Annotated in this window: 15 protein-coding genes; 10 read left to right on the forward strand and 5 right to left on the reverse strand. The window is 72.8% G+C overall.

From position 1 onward, the window contains the following. Positions 1-57: 57 nt before the first annotated feature. The 4 genes from IE185_RS23655 to IE185_RS23670 all read left to right on the forward strand — a co-directional run bounded on the left by IE185_RS23655 (position 58) and on the right by IE185_RS23670 (position 3,858). Positions 58-1,593 (forward strand): flavin-containing monooxygenase, encoded by a 1,536-nt coding sequence (locus IE185_RS23655; RefSeq protein WP_138897927.1) that lies wholly within the window; start codon positions 58-60, stop codon positions 1,591-1,593. An 8-nt stretch (positions 1,594-1,601) separates the two neighbouring features. Continuing rightward, entirely contained in the window at positions 1,602-2,576 is a 975-nt protein-coding gene (locus IE185_RS23660) for an alpha/beta fold hydrolase (protein ID WP_138897930.1), read from the forward strand. Further along, entirely contained in the window at positions 2,573-3,454 is an 882-nt protein-coding gene (locus tag IE185_RS23665; protein ID WP_138897928.1) for an SDR family oxidoreductase, read from the forward strand. The genes IE185_RS23660 and IE185_RS23665 overlap by 4 nt, the downstream gene beginning before the upstream one ends. Positions 3,455-3,615: 161 nt before the next feature. After that, complete coding sequence (locus IE185_RS23670) at positions 3,616-3,858, forward strand: hypothetical protein (protein WP_138898952.1); 243 nt, start codon at positions 3,616-3,618, stop codon at positions 3,856-3,858. Positions 3,859-4,020: 162 nt separating this feature from the next. Here the strand turns inward: IE185_RS23670 and IE185_RS23675 are convergent, their stop codons facing one another. The 3 genes from IE185_RS23675 to IE185_RS23685 all read right to left on the reverse strand — a co-directional run bounded on the left by IE185_RS23675 (position 4,021) and on the right by IE185_RS23685 (position 9,731). Next, positions 4,021-4,917, reverse strand: coding sequence for an RNA polymerase sigma-70 factor (locus IE185_RS23675; RefSeq protein ID WP_138898951.1), 897 nt, complete (start codon positions 4,915-4,917; stop codon positions 4,021-4,023). A 132-nt stretch (positions 4,918-5,049) separates the two neighbouring features. Beyond that, on the reverse strand, positions 5,050-6,252 hold the full coding sequence (locus IE185_RS23680; protein ID WP_138898950.1) for an NAD(P)/FAD-dependent oxidoreductase: 1,203 nt from the start codon (positions 6,250-6,252) through the stop codon (positions 5,050-5,052). 143 nt (positions 6,253-6,395) lie between these two features. Then, positions 6,396-9,731 carry a S41 family peptidase gene (locus tag IE185_RS23685; protein WP_189715975.1) on the reverse strand — a complete coding sequence of 1,112 codons (3,336 nt, stop codon included), beginning with the start codon at positions 9,729-9,731 and terminating at the stop codon, positions 6,396-6,398. A gap of 311 nt (positions 9,732-10,042) precedes the next feature. On the opposite strand from IE185_RS23685, the gene IE185_RS23690 reads away from it, so the two are divergent. Continuing rightward, positions 10,043-10,618, forward strand: coding sequence for a TetR/AcrR family transcriptional regulator (locus IE185_RS23690; RefSeq protein WP_138896275.1), 576 nt, complete (start codon positions 10,043-10,045; stop codon positions 10,616-10,618). A gap of 150 nt (positions 10,619-10,768) precedes the next feature. Then, positions 10,769-12,979, forward strand: a complete 2,211-nt coding sequence (locus IE185_RS23695; protein WP_138896274.1) for an MMPL family transporter — start codon at positions 10,769-10,771, stop codon at positions 12,977-12,979. A 178-nt stretch (positions 12,980-13,157) separates the two neighbouring features. Here IE185_RS23695 and IE185_RS23700 read toward each other — a convergent pair whose 3' ends face one another. After that, positions 13,158-13,541 carry an SsgA family sporulation/cell division regulator gene (locus IE185_RS23700; RefSeq protein WP_138896273.1) on the reverse strand — a complete coding sequence of 128 codons (384 nt, stop codon included), beginning with the start codon at positions 13,539-13,541 and terminating at the stop codon, positions 13,158-13,160. A 158-nt stretch (positions 13,542-13,699) separates the two neighbouring features. Between IE185_RS23700 and IE185_RS23705 the strand changes: the two genes are divergently transcribed. From IE185_RS23705 to IE185_RS23720, 4 genes are all read left to right on the forward strand, one after another. Further along, the gene (locus IE185_RS23705; protein WP_138896272.1) at positions 13,700-14,770 is read left to right on the forward strand and encodes an energy-coupling factor ABC transporter permease; all 1,071 of its coding nucleotides are present in this window, start codon (positions 13,700-13,702) and stop codon (positions 14,768-14,770) included. A gap of 1 nt (position 14,771) precedes the next feature. After that, positions 14,772-15,533, forward strand: a complete 762-nt coding sequence (cbiQ, locus tag IE185_RS23710) for a cobalt ECF transporter T component CbiQ (protein WP_138896271.1) — start codon at positions 14,772-14,774, stop codon at positions 15,531-15,533. Continuing rightward, positions 15,530-16,279 (forward strand): energy-coupling factor ABC transporter ATP-binding protein, encoded by a 750-nt coding sequence (locus IE185_RS23715; RefSeq protein WP_138896270.1) that lies wholly within the window; start codon positions 15,530-15,532, stop codon positions 16,277-16,279. Before cbiQ ends, IE185_RS23715 begins: the two co-directional genes overlap by 4 nt. 76 nt (positions 16,280-16,355) lie before the next feature. Then, positions 16,356-17,513, forward strand: coding sequence for a serine hydrolase domain-containing protein (locus tag IE185_RS23720; protein WP_138896276.1), 1,158 nt, complete (start codon positions 16,356-16,358; stop codon positions 17,511-17,513). Between the two features lie 30 nt (positions 17,514-17,543). Here the strand turns inward: IE185_RS23720 and IE185_RS23725 are convergent, their stop codons facing one another. Further along, positions 17,544-18,380: a hypothetical protein gene (locus tag IE185_RS23725; protein ID WP_138896269.1), complete on the reverse strand. Its 837-nt coding sequence runs from the start codon at positions 18,378-18,380 to the stop codon at positions 17,544-17,546. Positions 18,381-18,383 lie beyond the last annotated feature (3 nt).

Raw genomic sequence — 18,383 nt, forward strand, 5'->3', positions numbered from 1 at the left:
TCTCCGAACCATGCCAGTGATCGCTGGCAGAGTCGCGGGATCGCGGGAGGCGTCGGCATGGCCGAGCACGAGCACGTACGAGTGGCGGTGATCGGATCCGGATTCGGCGGCCTGGGCGCCGCGGTCCGGCTGCGCCGCGAGGGGATCACCGACTTCGTCGTCCTGGAGCGCGCCGGATCGGTGGGCGGCACCTGGCGCGACAACAGCTACCCGGGCTGCGCGTGCGACGTACCGTCCCACCTGTACTCGTTCTCGTTCGCGCCCAATCCCGACTGGCCGCGCACCTTCTCGGGGCAGGAGCACATCCGGGCGTACCTGGAGCACGTCGCCGACACCTTCGGGCTGCGGCCGCAGATCCGGCTGAACCACGAAGTCGTGATGATGCGCTGGGACGGCGACGCGCTGCGCTGGGAGATCGAGACCGCGCAGGGGAGGCTGAGCGCCGATGTGGTGGTCTCCGCGACCGGGCCGCTGTCGGACCCGAAGACTCCGGACATCCCCGGCCTCGACGGCTTCCCCGGCAAGGTCTTCCACTCGGCGCGGTGGGACCACGACTACGACCTGCGCGGCAAGCGCGTCGCCATGATCGGGACGGGCGCGTCCGCGATCCAGATCGTGCCGTCGATCCAGCCCGACGTGGCGCAGCTGACGCTCTTCCAGCGGACGCCGCCGTGGGTGATGCCGCGCATGGACCGGGCGATCACCGGCCCGGAGCGCTGGCTGCACCGGCAGCTTCCGTTCACCGGCAAGGCGCGGCGCGGACTGCTCTTCGGCATACGGGAGTTGCAGGTCACGGCGTTCACCAAGCATCCGAAGCAGCTGGGCGCCATCGAGTCGCTCGCCAAGGCCAACATGGCCAAGGCGATCAAGGACCCGCAGCTGCGGGCCAAGCTGACTCCCTCGTACCGGATCGGCTGCAAGCGCATCCTGCTGTCCAGCTCGTACTACCCGGCGCTCGCCCAGCGCAATGTGGAGGTGGTGGCCTCGGGGCTCAAGGAGGTGCGCGGCTCCACGGTGGTGGCGGCCGACGGGACCGAGGCGGAGGTCGACGCGATCGTCTTCGGCACCGGCTTCCACGTCACCGACATGCCGATCGCCGAGCGGGTCGTCGGCGCGGACGGCATCACGCTCGCCGAGGCGTGGAAGGACGGGATGGAGTCGCTGCGCGGTGCGACGGCGGCCGGCTTCCCCAACTGGATGACGATCATCGGTCCCAACACGGGCCTGGGCAACAGCTCGATGATCCTGATGATCGAGTCCCAGCTCAACTACCTGGCCGACTACATGCGCCAGTTGCGGGTGCTGGGCGGCCGGGCGGCGCTCGGGGCGCGGGCGTCGGCCGTGCACGCGTGGAACCGGCGGGTGCAGGACCGGATGAAGCGGACCGTGTGGAACACGGGCGGCTGTGACAGCTGGTACCTGGACGCCAACGGCCGCAACACCACCATCTGGCCGGGCACGCCGAGCGAGTTCCGGCGCGCGACGCGGGCGGTGAACCTCGCGGAGTACGAGGTCGTCCGGGCGCGGGCCGAGCAGGAGACGGCCGGAGACCGGGCCGGGACCGCCACCGGGGCCGCGGAGGCCGTCGCGTGAGCCGGCTGATGAAGGGCGAGGGCGAGCCGCTCGTCGCCTCGCGCGAACTGACCGCCGTCTCCGCCGACGGATCGCGCCTGCACGTCGAGGTGTACGGGCGCGAAGGCGCCCCCGCGCTGGTGCTGGCGCACGGCTGGACCTGCTCGACGCTCTTCTGGTCGGCGCAGATACGGGAGCTGGCCGGTTCCGGCGCGTACCGGGTCGTCGCCTACGACCAGCGGGGACACGGGCGCTCGCCGGCCGTCGGGCCGGACGGCTACAGCACCGACTCCCTCGCCGACGACCTCGAAGCGGTGCTCGCCGCCGCGCTCGCGCCCGGTGAGCGGGCCGTGCTGGCCGGGCATTCCATGGGCGGCATGACGATCATGGCCGCCGCCGGGCGGCCCGCGTTCCGCGAGCACGCGGCGGCCGTCCTGCTGTGCAGCACCGGCAGTGCGCGGCTGGTCGCGGAGTCGCTCGTCCTGCCGATGCGCGCGGGGCGGCTGCGGACGCGGTTCACGCGGGCCGTGCTGGGGGCGCGGGCGCCGCTGGGGCCCGTCACTCCGCTGTCGAAGAAGATCCTCAAGTACGCCACGATGGGGCCCGGGGCCGCGCCGGAGCGGGTGGCGCAGTGCGCGCGTATCGTCCACGCCTGTCCGCGTGCGGCGCGGGTGGCCTGGTCGCATGTGCTCGGCGAGCTGGACCTCGGCGCGGGGATGCGGGAGTTGACCGTACCCACCGCCGTCCTCGCGGGGAGCGCCGACCGGCTGACGCCGCCCGTCCACGCCCGCGAGATCGAGGCGGCGCTGCCGCACTCGCTGGGGCTCACCGAACTGACCGGGGTCGGGCACATGACGCCCGTGGAGGCTCCGGAGGCCGTCACGGCGAAGCTCCGGGAGCTGGTGAGCACGTACGTCACCGGTCCGGCGGCGGTGGCCGGGGCGACCGAAGTGGCCGAAGCGGCCGAAGTGACCGCAGGGGAAGCTAAGGAGCAGGCCGTATGAGCAGCAGGCGGAGTCTCGAAGGTCAGGTCGCGGTCGTCACCGGCGCGGCGCGCGGAGTCGGCGAGCTGCTGGCCCGCAAACTGTCGGCGCGCGGCGCGAAGGTGGCGCTGGTCGGCCTGGAGCCGGACGAGCTGAAGGCGGTGGCGGGGCGGCTGCACGCCGAGGCGGACTGGTGGTACGCCGATGTCACCGACCACGAGGCGATGGCGCGGGTCGCGCGGGAGGTGAAGGAGCGGTTCGGGAAGGTCGACATCGTCGTCGCCAACGCGGGCGTCGCCTCCGGGGGGCCGTTCGTGGACTCCGACCCGGTCGCCTGGCGGCGGGTCATCGAGGTCAACCTGATCGGCGGGGCGGTGACCGGACGGGCGTTCCTGCCGGTGCTCATGGAGAGCCGGGGGTACTTCCTCCAGATCGCCTCGCTGGCAGCCATCACGCCGGCGCCGATGATGACGGCGTACTGCGCGTCCAAGTCCGGCGTCGAGGCGTTCGCGCACTCGCTGCGGGCCGAGGTCGGGTACCGGGGCGTGCGGGTCGGGGTCGGCTATCTGTCGTGGACCGACACCGACATGGTGCGCGGCGCGGACCAGGACGACGTGATGCGCGAGCTGCGGCAGCGGCTGCCGTGGCCGTCCAACCGGACGTACCCGCTCGGCCCGGCGGTGGACCGGATCGTCGCCGGGATCGAACGGCGCTCCTCGCACGTGTACGCGCAGTGGTGGCTGCGGGGGATGCAGTCCGTGCGGGGGTACCTGCCGGCGGTCATCGGTGCGGTGGGGCAGCGGGAGATGAAGCGCTTCGAGCCTCGGCTTGCGGGAGTCTCCACGGGTCTGGTGGGGGCGGGCGGCGAGGCGGACGAGAAGGCGCGCGCGCAGGGGTGAGGGCGCGGGTCCGGGGTGCGGGCGTACGCGACGCCCACCGGGCGATGTCACCGGCTGTAGTGGTCGAAATGCGCTGAATGTCCGGTCGTGTCAGTCTGGTCGAGGCCCCATGGGGGGCGGAAACAGCCGCACCCCCTCACACCCCAATAGGAGTGAACCTCATGGGTATCGCAGACCAGTTCAAGGACAAGGCGCAGGAGCTCGCGGACCAGGCGAAGCAGGCCAAGCAGCGCAAGCAGGGCGACCAGGGCGCCCAGCGCGACCCGGGCGCGCGGGTACCGGCCGGTGCGCCGGACGAGGCGTCGGAGCGCATGCGCCGGGCCCGGGAGGACCGGGACCTGGGCGTGAACGACGACGTGCTCCTCGACGACGAGCGTGACGCGGGCCAGGAGCGCTACCGGTAACTGGTCTTGACGTGGGTCCGCGAGGCGCTGTGCGCCTCGCGGACTTCGCGGAGGGGAGAGCGCACCCGGGTTCACCGCGGGTGCGCTCTTCGCACGGTGTGGCGGGCGGGGCAGCCGGGTCCGGCGCCCGCCCGCCCCCAAGTCACCGACGCGCCACCCGGATCACCGCAGGGTGAGCGGGGTCTCGGACTCGACGCGGTGCAGCTTCTCGGGGTTGCGGACGTAGTAGAGGCCGCTGATGCGGGCGTCCTCGACCCGGACCGCCATGATGCCGTCGATCTCGCCGTCCAGGTGGACGAGGAGTGCCGGCGTGCCGTTGACCACGGTGGGAGCGAGGGTGATCGGGAGCTTGTTCTTGCCGAGACCCCCGACCATGAAGCGGGTCACCTTCTCGGCGCCGGTGATCGGCCGCAGCGCGGCCTGCTTGATGCCGCCGCCGTCGCTCACCAGGACGACCTCGGGAGCGAGCACGTCGAGGAGCCCCTGCGGGTCCCCGGTTTCGAGCGCGCGCCGGAACGACTCCAGAGCCGCACGCGCCACGCTCGGGGACACCGCCTGGCGAGGGCGGCGGGAATCGACGTGCCGCCGGGCGCGGTGCGCGATCTGGCGGACGGCGGCGGGGCTCTTGTCGACGGCGGCGGCGATGTCGTCGTACCCCACGTCGAAGGCCTCGCGCAGCACGAAGACGGCGCGCTCGGTCGGCGACAGCGTTTCGAGGACGAGCATCATCGCCATCGACACGCTCTCGGCGAGCTCGACGTCCTCGGCCACGTCCGGCGCCGTGAGCATCGGCTCGGGCAGCCACTGGCCGACGTACGCCTCCCTGCGGCGCTTCATGGTGCGCAGCCGGTTGAGCGACTGCCGGGTCGTGATCCGGACCAGGTAGGCGCGCTGGTCGCTCACCTGGCCCAGGTCGACCTTGACCCAGCGCAGCCAGGTCTCCTGCAGGACGTCCTCGGCGTCGGCCGCCGAACCGAGCATCTCGTAGGCGACGGTGAAGAGCAGGTTGCGGTGCGCGACGAACGCCTCGGTCGCCGTGTCGGTGGCGTGGTCGCTCATCTTCCCGCCCTTCTCCCGCGCGGCCGGCTCCGCTCACGGCAGGTCTTCATACGCGCATCCACAGCACAGTCCTTTTCGTCGGCAGCGGTTCGATCTTGACCCACCGGTGCGGCGCCGTCGAGGGGCGCCCGGCTAGGCCGCCCGCTCGGCGGTGGCCGGCGCGCCCTCGTGCCCGGCCCGCAAGAGCTGCCGGCGCTTGGTGCCTCCCGAGCGGAGGTGCAAGCGGTACGAGCCGGGCTTGCCGGCCTCGCCGGCCAGGTGCTTGACGACGACCTTGCACACGAGTTCCTTGAGCTTCGCGCCGGGGCGGCCGTCGATGTTGAACCACACCGCGACGTCGTCGCGGGCGAACTGGAAGATGCCGTCGCGCCGGCCCAGGCTGATGCACTGGGCGCCGAACGGCTGGTTCAGGGCCGAGGGCCGCTCACCCGCGATCCGGCTGAGCACCGTGTCGGCGGCCCGCGCGCCCAGCGGCATCGCGGCCTGGCAGCTCATCCGCAGCGGCAGGCCCGAGGGGGCCGCCGAGTCGCCGGCCGCGACGATGCGTACGTCGTCCACGCTGGTCAGCGTCTCGTCCGTACGCAGCCGGCCCAGGGCGTCGGTGCTCAGCCCGCTGCGCACGGCCAGGTCCGGCACGCCGAACCCGGCGGTCCAGACGGTCACCGCGCTCGGCAGCTCGCGGCCGTCGGCGAGCCGCACGGCGTCGCGGGTCACGGCCGTCACCGTCGTGTCGGGGCCGTCGAGCACACTCACGCCGAGCCCGGCCAGCCGCCTGGCGACCGAACGCCGGCCCCGGGGGTGCAGGTACGGGCCGAGCGCCCCGCCGCAGACGAGGGTCACGGCCCGGCCCGCCTCCGCCAGTTCGGCGGCGGTCTCGATGCCGGTCGGACCGGCTCCGACCACCGTCACCGCGGCCGTCGCGGGCGCGGTGTCGAAGGCCGGCCGCAGCCGCTCCGCCTCCTCGAAGGTGGCGATCGGGTACGCGAACTCGGCGGCCCCGGGCACCGCCGGGTCGGCGCTGCCACTGCCCACGGCGTACACCAGGTAGTCGTAGCCGACCGTGCCGCCCGACGCCAGCGCCACGCTGCGCCCGGCCGCGTCGATTTGATCCACGGAGTCGACCACCAGGCGGACGCGCTCGCCCAGGACCTCCCGGTAGTCGACGACCGCGCTGTCGGACCCGGCCACGAGCTGGTGCAGGCGGATCCGGTGGACGAAGGTCGGGCGCGGGTTGATCAGCGTCACGGTCACGTCGTCGCGCCGCGTGAGGCGGTTGGCCGCCATGACGCCGGCGTATCCGCCGCCGATCACGACCACCTCGGTGTTGTTCGTCATGGTGACTCCTTCATTCGCGGGTCTTCGGGCACAAGACACCGCGCTGCCGGCCACTGTGACAGCTTGTGACGCAGGTCACTTGATGAAGGTGCCCCCCACGCCGGGAATTCCCGGCCCGTGCGGGACGAAGCGCGCGCGCTTCCTCAGGCGCCGCGCGGCGGCAGCGGCGGGCGGGACTTGTCGGGGACGTTCGTGTACGTCGGGGGCGACGCCGCCGGCCGCCGCGCGAGGAGTTCCAGCGCCACCTGCACCGCGTCGCCGAGCTGCGCCTGGCGCCCCTCCGCCCAGTCGAGCGGCGTGCGCAGCACCGCGATGTCCGGCTCCACCCCGTGGTTCTCCACCGACCAGCCGTACGCGTCGAACCAGGCCGCGTTCATCGGCACCGTGATCACCGTGCCGTCGCCCAGCGTGTGGCGGCCCGTCATGCCCACCACCCCGCCCCACGTGCGCTGCCCCACCACCGGCCCCAGGCCCAGCAGTTTGAACGCCGCCGTGATCATGTCGCCGTCCGACGACGTCGCCTCGTCCGCCAGCGCCACCACCGGCCCCCGGGGGCCGTTCGAGGCGTACGACACCGGCTCCGCGTCCCGTGTCAGGTCCCAGCCGATGATCGTGCGGGTGAGTTTCTCCACGACCAGTTCGCTGATGTTGCCGCCCGCGTTGCCCCGCACGTCGACGATCAGGGCCGGGCGCGAGACCTCCATCCGCAGGTCGCGGTTGAACTGCGCCCAGCCGGAGCCGCCCATGTCGGGGATGTGCAGGTAGCCGCACTTGCCGCCGCTCAGCTCCCGCACCACCTCACGGCGTTTGGCCACCCAGTCCTGGTAGCGCAGCGGACGCTCGTCGATCAGCGGGACGATCGCGACCCGGCGCGCCGGGCCCTCGCCCTCCGCCGGTTTGAACGTCAGCTCCACCGTCGTGCCCCCGGCCGCCGCGAGGAGGGGGTACGGGCCGGCCACCGGGTCCACCGGCCGGCCGTCCACGTGTGTGAGGGCGGCGCCCTCCCGGATGCCGGTGCCGGCCAGCGGCGACCGCGCCTTGGAGTCGGACGACTCGCCGGGCAGGATGCGGCGTACCAGCCATTCCCCGTCCCGGCAGACGAGGTTGGCGCCGAGCAGGCCCATCGCCCGCTGGTAGTGCGGCGGCCCCTCGTTGCGGCGCGCGGCGGCGACGTACGCGTGCGAGGTGCCCAGCTCGCCCAGGACCTCGCGGAGCAGGTCCGCGAACTCGTCGGGTGTCGCCACCCGTTCGAGCAGGGGGCGGTAGTGGTCGAGGACCGCGTCCCAGTCGACGCCGCACATGTGCGGCTCCCAGAAGTACGCGCGGACGATCCGGCCCGCCTCCGCGTACGCCTGGCGCCACTGCGCCTCCGGGTCGACCTGGTGCAGGATGCGGCGCAGGTCCAGGTAGACCGTCGAGTCGGAGTCGCCGGTCTCGGTGGCGGGGACCGCGCGCAGTTCGCCCTCGTCCATCACCACCAGCCGTGTCCCGTCGCCGCTGACCGCGAACCAGTCGAGGTGGTCGACGAGTTCCGTCTTGCGCGCCTTGGTCAGGTTGAAGTGTTCGAGCGTCGGGCGGCCCGACATGTCCGCCGGGTTCGCGAACGTCTCGCCGAGCGCGCCCGAGATCGGCCAGCGCAGCCAGACCAGGCCGCCGCCGGAGACGGGCTGCAGCCCCGAGTACTTGGAGGCGGACACCGGGAACGGCGTCACCCGGTTCGGCAGGCCCTCGACCTCCACCAGCACCGCCGTGCTGTCCGCGGTCTCGCCGTCCTCGCCCTCCACGGGGTCGAGGCCGCCCGCCGCCGGGCGGCCCTCGGCGGACAGTGCGAAAGGGGACGGCGTCGCCGAGGACAGCGGGACGAGGTACGGGCGGCAGCCCAGCGGGAAAGACAGGTCGCCGGTGTGGACGTCGTACACCGGGTCGAAGCCGCGCCACGAGAGGAACGCCAGGTACCGGCCGTCGCTGGTGAAGACCGGGTTCTCGTCCTCGAAGCGGCCGTTCGTGACGTCGATGACGTGCTTCGTCTCGATCTTCGCCATCTTGATCTGGCGCAGCGAGCGGCCGATGCCGGGGTGCGACCAGGTGAGCCAGGCCCCGTCCGGGGAGAACGCCAGGTCGCGGACCGGGCCGTTGGTGGAGCGCGTCAGTTCCGTGACGACGTCGCCGGCCCCGTCCGCGTCGGCCGTCGTGTCGACCAGCAGGAGCCGGCCGTCGTGCGAGGCGACCGCGAGACGTTCGCCCTCCGGGTCCGACACCAGCTCGTGTACGCGACCGAGCCGGCCGGAGGCGAGCCGGCGAGGTTCGCGGTCCCCGCTCGCGCGCGGCAGGTACGCGATCTCGATCGCGTCCTCGCCCTCCGCGTCGGTGACGTACGCGACCTGGCCGCCGCCGCCGAGCATCTCCGGCAGGCGGGCCCGTACGCCGGGGATGTCGGTGATCGTGCGGGCCGGGCCGTCGCGATGGGTCAGCCAGTAGAGGCTGCCCCGGACCACGACCGCGCTGGCGCGGCCCGTCATGTCGACCGAGAGGCCGTCCACGTTGGCCGCCGCCGGGACGTGGTACGTGCGCCGGCCGGCGCGGGGGCCGCCGAGGCGCACGTCGAGGCGGCGCGGTTTCGCACCGGGGGACAGGTCGTCCACGAGCCACAGGTCACCCGCGCACTGGTAGACCACGCGGCCGCCGTCGCTGGAGGCGTGCCGGGCGTAGAACGCGTCATGGTCGGTGTGGCGGCGCAGGTCGGTGCCGTCGTACGCGCAGGAGTAGAGGTTGCCCACGCCCTCGTGGTCGGAGAGGAACGCGACGCGTCCGTCGACGAACATCGGGCAGTCCAGGTGGCCGTCGAGGTCCGGCAGCAGTTGCCGGCCGTGCAGCCACAGGCGTCCCGTGGCCCCGCCCCGGTAGCGCTTCCACGCGGCGGGCTCGTGCGGGGGCTTTCCGGTGAGCAGGAGCGTGCGGCGCTCGCCGCCGATGTCCGCGACCGCGATGTCGGAGACCGGGCCCCAGGGCAGCTTCGCGCCGGGGCTGCCGTCCGTGGGGAGGGTGTAGGCCCACGAGAAGTGCGAGAACGGCTGGCCGTGCGAGGCGACCGCGAGGATGTGCGCGGGGTGGCCGGGGGCGTCGGGGGTCCAGCCGCAGACGCGGGTGTCCAGGGAGCCCCAGTGGCTGAGCCGGCGGGCGGGGCCGCCGTCCACGGGGGCGAGGTGGACCTCGGGGTCCAGGCTGCGCCAGGTCGTGAACGCGATGTGGCGGCCGTCGGGGGAGAAGCGGGGGTGGGAGACCTTCGTACGGTCGACGGTGATGCGCCAGGCGCGGTCGGGCTGCTTGCCGGGCGGGACGACCGGGGCCAGCCACAGGTCGTCCTCGGCGGCGAAGCAGAGCAGGTCGCCGTGGAGGTGGGGGAAGCGGAGGTACGCGGGGGCGGGGGTGACGCTTCCCCCCGGGGCGCCGGGGCCGGTGCCGGGCGTCTCGTCGGGCATCGACCGTTCGGCCACCGCCGCGTTTCCCTCGGGGTGATCGCGTCCGACGCCCTGCACGTCCCCTTCCGGCACCGTGGAGCGCGATGCGGCGGTGGGGTCCGGCGCGCCCCCGTCCGGCACCGCGGATCGCTTCGGGGTGGTCTCTTGCGGGCCGACGGACCCGGGTGCGTCGCTCACCCCCCAATGCTTTCCCCGGGCCGGGGGCGCGGCAACTTGTGGCGCAGAACACCATCGAAACGGTTTCGTTTCGGTCGGGCGGCGGCGTACCGTCGGTGTACGAAACCGTTTCGTTCGCTTGGAGGTGGGTCGGCATGGCACGTACGCGGCTCACGCCCGAGCGGGAGAGCGAGCTGTACGAGGCCGTACTGGACCTGTTGCGCGAGGTCGGGTACGACGCGGTCACCATGGACGCCGTCGCGGCCCGTACGCGGTCCAGCAAGGCCACCCTCTACCGCCAGTGGGGCAGCAAGCCGGAACTCGTCGTCAGGGCGCTGCGGCACAACAAGCCGGTCAGCGTGGCCGACATCGACACCGGCACGCTGCGGGGCGATTTCCGCGCCCTGGTGGAGCGGACCGACGACTGTCAGCTGGAGAGGGACTCCGCGCTGATGCGGGGTCTCGCCCAGGCCGTGCACGAGAATCCCGATCTCCACCGGGCGTTGCGGGAGCTGCTCATCGCTCCCGAGCTCACCGGGCTCGACGGCATGCTGCGGCGCGCTGTCGACCGGGGGGAGATCCCCGCCGATACCGCTGCCCTGCGGTACGTCCCGCACATGCTGGTCGGCGCCTTCGTCGCCCAGGAGCTCATCGAGGGCCGGTCGCCCGACCGGGCCTTTCTCTCCGACTACATCGATGCCGTGGTGCTGCCCGCGTTGGGCGCCGCCTGATGGTCCCGGTGTAGTGCCCCACGCGGCGCCGTGAAGTCCCCGCCCGGCGTCCGTCCCCGCAAACGCCCCACCTGACGCGCACCGCTCTCGTCGTCGGGCTGGTCACCCCTGCCCTGTACGTACCAACGACCTGACCGGGAGTACGCCCTCGTGGCCACTTTCCTCTACAAGATGGGCCGGTTCGCCTTCCGCCGCCGCCCCTTCGTCGCCCTCGCGTGGATAGCGCTGCTGGTGCTCGCCGGTGTCGGCGCCGCCTCCGCGTCCACCGCCACCTCCAGCTCGTTCTCCATACCGGGGACCGAGGCGCAGAAAGCGTTCGATCTGCTCGACGAGCGCTTCCCCGGCGCCGCCGCCGACGGTGCCACCGCCCGCGTGGTGTTCAAGGCTCCCGAAGGGGAGCGGATGACCGATGCCGGCCACAAGGCCGAAGTGGAGAAGGTCGTCGCCGGGCTGCGGTCGGGCTCCGACCAGGTCGCCTCGGTCGTCGACCCGTACGCCGGCAAGGCCGTGAGCCGCGACGGTACGACGGCCTACACCCAGGTGTCGTACAAGGTCAGCGGCATGGAACTGACCGACGAGACGCGGGACGCCCTCGTGGAGGCCGGTGACGAGGCCCGGGACACCGGGCTGACCGTCGAGATCGGCGGCGACGCGCTCCAGGCCGCGCCCGAGACCGGTTCCGGGGAGATCATCGGCGTCGCGGTCGCCGCCGTCGTGCTGGTGATCACCTTCGGGTCGCTGATCGCGGCCGGGCTGCCGCTGCTCACCGCGATCATCGGCGTGGGCATCGGTGTCTCGACCATCACCGCGCTCGCCACCGTGCTCGACCTCGGCTCCACCACCTCGACGCTCGCGATGATGATCGGCCTCGCGGTCGGCATCGACTACGCGCTGTTCATCGTCTCCCGCTACCGGGCCGAGCTGGCCGAGGGCCGGGAGCCGGAGGACGCGGCCGGCCGGGCCGTCGGAACCGCCGGTTCCGCCGTCGTCTTCGCTGGACTGACCGTCGTGATCGCCCTGGTCGGGCTCGCCGTCGTCAACATCCCGATGCTGACGAAGATGGGCTTCGCCGCGGCCGGCACGGTCGTGATCGCGGTGCTCATCGCGCTGACGCTGGTGCCCGCGCTGCTCGGGTTCGCCGGCCAGAAGGTCTTCGGGCGCAAGGCCCGCAAGCGGCAGGAGCAGGAGCAGGACGGCGAGGCCGCCAAGCCCAACATGGGGACGCGCTGGGCCCGCTTCGTGCTGCGCCGGCCGGTCGCCGTGCTGCTCACCGCCGTGGTCGGGCTGGGCGTCGTCGCCGTACCCGCCGCCTCGCTGGAGATGGGGCTGCCCGACGACGGCTCCCAGCCGGTCAGCACCACACAGCGCAAGGCGTACGACCTGCTGTCGGACGGCTTCGGCCCCGGCTCCAACGGGCCGCTGATGGTCGTCGTCGACGTCGACGAGGCCGAGCGCCCCAAGGAGGCGGTCAGCCGCGTCACCGACGTCGTCAAGGGCATGGACGGCGTCGCCGCCACCGTGCCCGGGCCGCTGAACAAGGCCGGTGACACCTCGGTCGTCACCGTCGTGCCCAAGGACCGGCCCAGCTCCGAGGGCACCGAGGAGCTGGTGCGTTCCATCCGTTCGGCCGGCGCGGACCTGAAGTCCGACACCGGGGCCGAGGTCCTGGTCACCGGGGCCACCGCCATGAACATCGACTTCTCGCAGAAGATGAACGACGCGCTGCTGCCGTACCTGGCGCTCGTCGTCGGGCTCGCCTTCCTGCTGCTGATGCTGGTCTTCCGCTCGGTCCTCGTACCGCTCAAGGCCGCGCTCGGCTTCCTGCTGTCGGTGGTGGCGGCGCTCGGCGCGGTCGTCGCGGTCTTCCAGTGGGGCTGGCTGGCGGATCTGTTCGGCGTCGAGCAGACCGGTCCGGTGATGTCGATGATGCCGATCTTCATGGTGGGCGTCGTCTTCGGCCTCGCCATGGACTACGAGGTCTTCCTCGTCACCCGCATGCGGGAGGCGTACGTCCACGGTGAGCGGCCGGGCCAGGCGGTCGTCACCGGCTTCCGGCACGGCGCGCGGGTCGTCACCGCCGCGGCCGTGATCATGATCGCCGTCTTCGCCGGGTTCATCGGGTCGAGCGAGTCGATGGTCAAGATGATCGGATTCGGCCTGGCGATCGCCGTCTTCTTCGACGCCTTCGTCGTACGGATGGCCATCGTGCCCGCCGTGCTGGCGCTGCTCGGCAAGAACGCGTGGTGGCTGCCGCGCTGGCTGGACAGGGCGCTGCCGAACGTCGACGTCGAGGGCGAGCAGCTGCGCAAGGAGCTCGGCGACGACGCCGCCGAGGACGAGCGCGAGCTGGTGCGCGCCTAGGCGCGGCAGAACTCCGGGGCCGCTTTCTGAGCGGATGGCGGCCCCGGTCGCGCACCGGCTCGTGGGGACGGGACCCGGTGCGACGGTGAGGTCCCTCCGGCCGTGACGGCCGGAGGGACCTCACCGCTTTTCCGGCGTCTCCCGGCGCCGGTCGGTTCTCGGCGTGTGTCGGCGTTTCTCAGTGGGCGGCCTCGGTGGTGACGGGCTCCTCGGCGGCGTGCGTACGGCGCAGGAAGCGGAGCAGCGGGGCCCGGTCGAACTGGATCACGGCCATGCCCTGGTCCGAACGCAGCTCCATCACGGCCTGCACCCTGCCGCAGGGCCACACCCGTACATCGCCGCTCTCGGTTTCGGCCGGACGGGTCATGCCGGCCTCCAGGAGGGACCGGGTGAAGACCCACTCGTTCTCGGCGCCGTCGGGCGAGACGTCCGGCGGAAAGACCAGGCGGACCGCGAGCGGGTCCTGCTGAGGGTCGTAGCGGAGGGCCACGGGCACGGCGTGCCGCTGCGGGCCGTCCGTGACGAGGCAGGCCCGTGCGTGGTCCTCAATGGAAGGGGGCATCGGGCGGCTCCTCGGGTTCGTGGGCTTTTGTCCTACAATGTCCCATATTTTGGGGCGCGTGTTCCGCTTCATTTGTGACCAGTGCGCTCTTGCGACCTCTTTGCAGGAGAGCACTATCATCGAACGATTCATCACACCGCAGGAAGCGGAGCCTCCCCATGCATGTCCCCGACGGATTCATCAACACACCTGTCTCGGCTGTGGCGGGCGTCGCAGCCGTGGCCGCCGTCGCCGTCGGCCTGCGCGGAGCGCGCCGCGAACTGGACGAGCGGACCGCCCCGCTGGCCGGTCTCGTCGCCGCGTTCGTCTTCGCCGTGCAGATGCTGAACTTCCCCGTCGCCGCCGGCACCAGCGGGCATCTGCTCGGAGGCGCGCTCGCCGCGATACTCGTCGGCCCGTTCACCGGTGTGCTCTGCATCTCCGTCGTGCTGCTGATGCAGGGCATCCTGTTCGCGGACGGCGGGCTCACGGCGCTCGGCGTCAACATCACCGTCATGGGAGTGGTGACGGTGATCGTCGCGTACGGGCTCTTCCGCGGGCTCGTGAAGGTGCTGCCGCGCCACCGCTCCTCGGTCACCGCGTCCGCGTTCGTCGCCGCGCTGGTGTCCGTGCCCGCCGCCGCCGCGGCCTTCACACTGATCTACGCCGTCGGGGGCACGACGGACGTGCCGATCGGCAAGGTCATGACCGCCATGGTCGGCGTCCACGTCCTCATCGGCATCGGCGAGGCCGCGATCACCGCGCTGACCGTGGGCGCCGTCATCGCCGTACGCCCCGACCTGGTGCACGGCGCGCGCGGCCTGTCCGCGCCGCTCAAGCTGCTGGTGGGCGGCGAGCTGGTGGACGCGGCCCCGGCCGACGCACCGGCCGCGGCCCCCGCGCGCTCCACCCGCGGGGTGTGGGGGGCGGGGCTCGCCTCCGCGCTCGTCCTGGCCGGGGTCGTCTCGTTCTACGCCTCCGCCAGCCCCGACGGTCTGGAGAAGGTCGCCGCCGACCAGGGCATCGACAAGAAGGCCGAGGAGCACGCCACCGCCGACTCCCCGCTCGCCGACTACGGCGTCAGCGGCATCACCGACGGCCGTCTCTCCGGCGGCCTCGCGGGCGTCGTCGGCGTCGGCGCGACCGTCGCCGTCGGCAGCGGCGTCTTCTGGACGGTACGGCGCCGGCGCGGGCAGCAGCCGGCGGTCGTGGCCGCGCCGGCGCGCACCGAGGAAAAGGAAACATCCTGACATGGGCGCGGGCCACGCCCACAAGCTCTACCGGCACGGGCACTCGGCGGTGCACGCGCTGCCGCCGCACTGCAAGCTCGCCGCCGTCTTCTGCTTCGTGCTGGTCGTCGTCTCCACGCCGCGCGAGGCGATGTGGGCGTTCGGCCTGTACGCCGCCCTGCTCGGCGGGGTCGCGTACGCCGCGCGCGTACCGGCCGGGTACCTGCTCAAGCGGCTGCTCATCGAGGTGCCCTTCGTGGCGTTCGCCGTGCTGATGCCCTTCGTGGCCCAGGGGGAGCGGGTGGAGGTACTCGGCATGTCGCTGAGCGTCTCGGGCCTGTGGGGCGCCTGGAACGTCCTCGCCAAGGGCACGCTCGGCGTCGCCGCGTCCGTCCTGCTCGCGTCGACGACGGAGCTGCGGTCGCTGCTGCTGGGCCTCCAGCGCCTCAAGCTGCCGCCGCTGCTCGTGCAGATCGCCTCGTTCATGATCCGGTACGGCGATGTGATCACCGACGAGATGCGCCGGATGTCGATCGCCCGCCGCTCGCGCGGCTTCGAGGCCCGGGGCGTGCGGCACTGGGGCGTCCTGGGCAAGACGGCGGGCGCGCTCTTCATCCGCTCGTACGAGAGGGGCGAGCGGGTGCACCTGGCCATGGTCAGCAGGGGGTACACCGGCACCATGCCGGTGATCGACGAAGTGACCGCGACACGGGCGCAGTGGTCGTACGCGGCGGCCCTCCCGGTCTCCGCGCTCGCGGTATGTCTGCTGGGATGGACGCTATGACGATGTCTCTTGAGGTCAACGGCCTCGCGTACGCCTACCCCGACGGCCACCAGGCGCTCTTCGGCGTCGACCTGAACGTCGCGCGCGGCGAGCGCGTGGCACTGCTCGGACCGAACGGCGCGGGCAAGACGACACTCGTCCTGCACCTCAACGGCATCCTCACCGCGGGCGCGGGTTCCGTGACCGTGGCGGGGCTGCCCGTCGGCAAACGGCACCTCGCCGAGATCCGCCGCCGCGTCGGCATCGTCTTCCAGGACCCCGACGACCAGCTCTTCATGCCGACGGTCCGCGAGGACGTGGCCTTCGGGCCCGCGGCGGCCGGGATGCGCGGCGCCGAGCTGGAGGCGTGCGTGACGGCCGCGCTGGAGCGGGTGGGGATGGCCGAGTACGCCGGCCGGCCGCCGCACCACCTGTCGTTCGGGCAGCGGCGCCGGGTCGCCGTCGCGACCGTACTGGCGATGGAACCGGAGATCCTGGTGCTGGACGAGCCCTCGTCCAACCTGGACCCGGCGTCCCGGCGCGAACTGGCCGACATCCTGCGGTCCCTGGACGTCACGGTGCTGATGGTCACCCACGACCTGCCGTACGCCCTGGAGCTGTGCCCGCGCTCGGTGATCCTCAGCGGCGGCGTGATCGTGGCGGACGGGCGGACGCAGGAACTGCTGTCGGACGACGCGGTGATGCGCGAGCACCGGCTGGAGCTGCCGTTCGGGTTCGACCCGGGGTCGGTGCGGGTCGAGGCGTAGCGGCGGCCGGCGCACCCCCGCCGCCCCGCCCCGGCAGGGCCGTTGCACCATGGGGGGCATGAGCGCGAGCGCAGTAGTGGATGCACGGGGCACGGTGGCTGCCGGATTCGAACCGGTCAGGGACGCGTTCGTACGCAACTTCGCGAGGCGCGGCGAGCGCGGCGCCGCGGTGGCCGTCTACCGGCACGGCCACAAGGTCGTCGACCTCTGGGCCGGCACCCGTGACGTCGACGGCACCGAGCCGTGGGCCGTCGATACCGCCCAGATCGTGCGGTCCGCGACGAAGGGCGTCACCGCCGCGGTGCCGCTGCTCCTCCACCAGCGCGGCCAGATCGACCTGGACGCCCCGGTGGCCACGTACTGGCCGGAGTTCAAGGCGAACGGCAAGGAGCGCGTGCTCGTACGGCACCTGCTGTCCCACCGCGCGGGCGTCCCCGTGCTCGACCGTCCGCTGACGCCCGCCGAGGCGATCGACGGCGTCAGCGGGCCGCACGCCGTCGCCGCCCAGGCGCCCGCGTGGGAGCCGGGGACCGACCACGGCTACCACGCCCAGACGTACAGCTGGCTGATCGGCGAGCTCGTGAAGCGCGTGACGGGACGCACCGCCGGCCGGTGGATCGCCGAGGAGATAGCCCGGCCGCTGGGGCTCGACTTCTGGGTCGGGCTGCCGGCGGACGAGGCGCACCGGGTCGGCCGGGTGGGACCCGTCGAGCCGCCGCCCCTGGACGGCGGGGCGCTGCGGCTGCGCCCCAAGCGGAGCGTCAGCGAGGCGTACGCCGATCCCGCCTCGCTCACCCGGCGCGCCTTCGGGGCGATCGCCCCGCTCGCGGACGAGAACGACCCGGCGTACCGCGCGGCCGAACTCCCCGCGTCCGGCGGGATCTCCACCGCCCGGGCACTGGCCCGGTGCTACGCGGCGATGATCGGCGAGGTCGACGGGCACCGCCTGTTCGCCCCCGCCACACTCACCCTGGCGCGCACCGAGGAGTCGGCCGGCCCGGACCGGGTCCTCGTCGTGGGCACCCGCTTCGGGCTCGGCTTCATGCTGCACGGCTCCGCCGCGCCGCTGCTCGCCCCCGGCTCGTTCGGTCACCCGGGGCGCGGCGGCTCGCTCGGATTCGCCGACCCGGAGTCGGGCATCGCCTTCGGCTACGTGACCAACGGACTCCAGAAGGGCGTCACCGCCGACCCGCGCGCCCAGGCCCTGATCACAGCGGTGCGGTCGGCCGTGTGACTCCGTGGGCCGGTCGTCCGACCGCGTCGTTCAGCGCACCACCACGGTCAGCGTCTTCGTCACGGAGAACTTCTTGCTCTCGGGCGACGCGGGACGGTCGTCGTACCCGCAGCGGTAGCAGCCGAAGAGCTCGACCGTGGTCGTGCCCGTCTCCCGCGCGGTGAAGCTGTACCAGTCCTGCCGTTCGGCGGCCGGGTCGCCCGTGGTCCGCACCGGCCCGGGCTCCATACCCGCCACCGCGCCGTCCGGCTCCCCGGTGACCTTCCAGGTGTAGCCGGGCTGGTTGCCGTAGCGATTCGCGACGAGGAACCGCTCGCCGGGGCGCACGGTGAAGCTGCCCGCGAAATCCCCGTCGAGCCTGCGGGACTCCTCCGGCTCGTACGCCTCGTTGAAAGCCGCCTCGGGGTCACGCGTCACGACGGTGCCCTGGATGCTGTCCTCGACCCGGACCGGGTACGTCATGGTGCGGTCGCCGTCGGTCTCCTTCAGCACCACGCGCGCCGAGCCGGTCCTCAGCGCCCGGAACGTGAAGTAACGGGTGCCTTCGACGGTCTTGTGGCCCTTGGCGCGCAGGACCTGCCCCGACTCCCCGGTGTCGGCGACCTCCCAGTCGGCGGCGTCACCGCCCGGCCGCACGTGAAGGGAGAAGTCGTGGTCGACGAGCACCTTGGTCTCCACCGACTGGGAGGCGATGTCGATCTCGCCGTCCGGTCCCCGCGGCACGTTGTGGAGGGGCTCGGGGACCGCGCAGCAGGTCTCGTCCTCGGCGTACTCCTCGTAGGCCACCGCGCCCGCGCCGCTCATGGCCAGCACCGCGGCACCGCCCGCGAGGGCCCGCAGGGCCTGCCTCTCGCGCAGCTTCGGCATCAG

It is taken from the genome of Streptomyces chryseus, from assembly GCF_014650755.1.
GTDB classification, from domain to species: domain Bacteria; phylum Actinomycetota; class Actinomycetes; order Streptomycetales; family Streptomycetaceae; genus Streptomyces; species Streptomyces chryseus.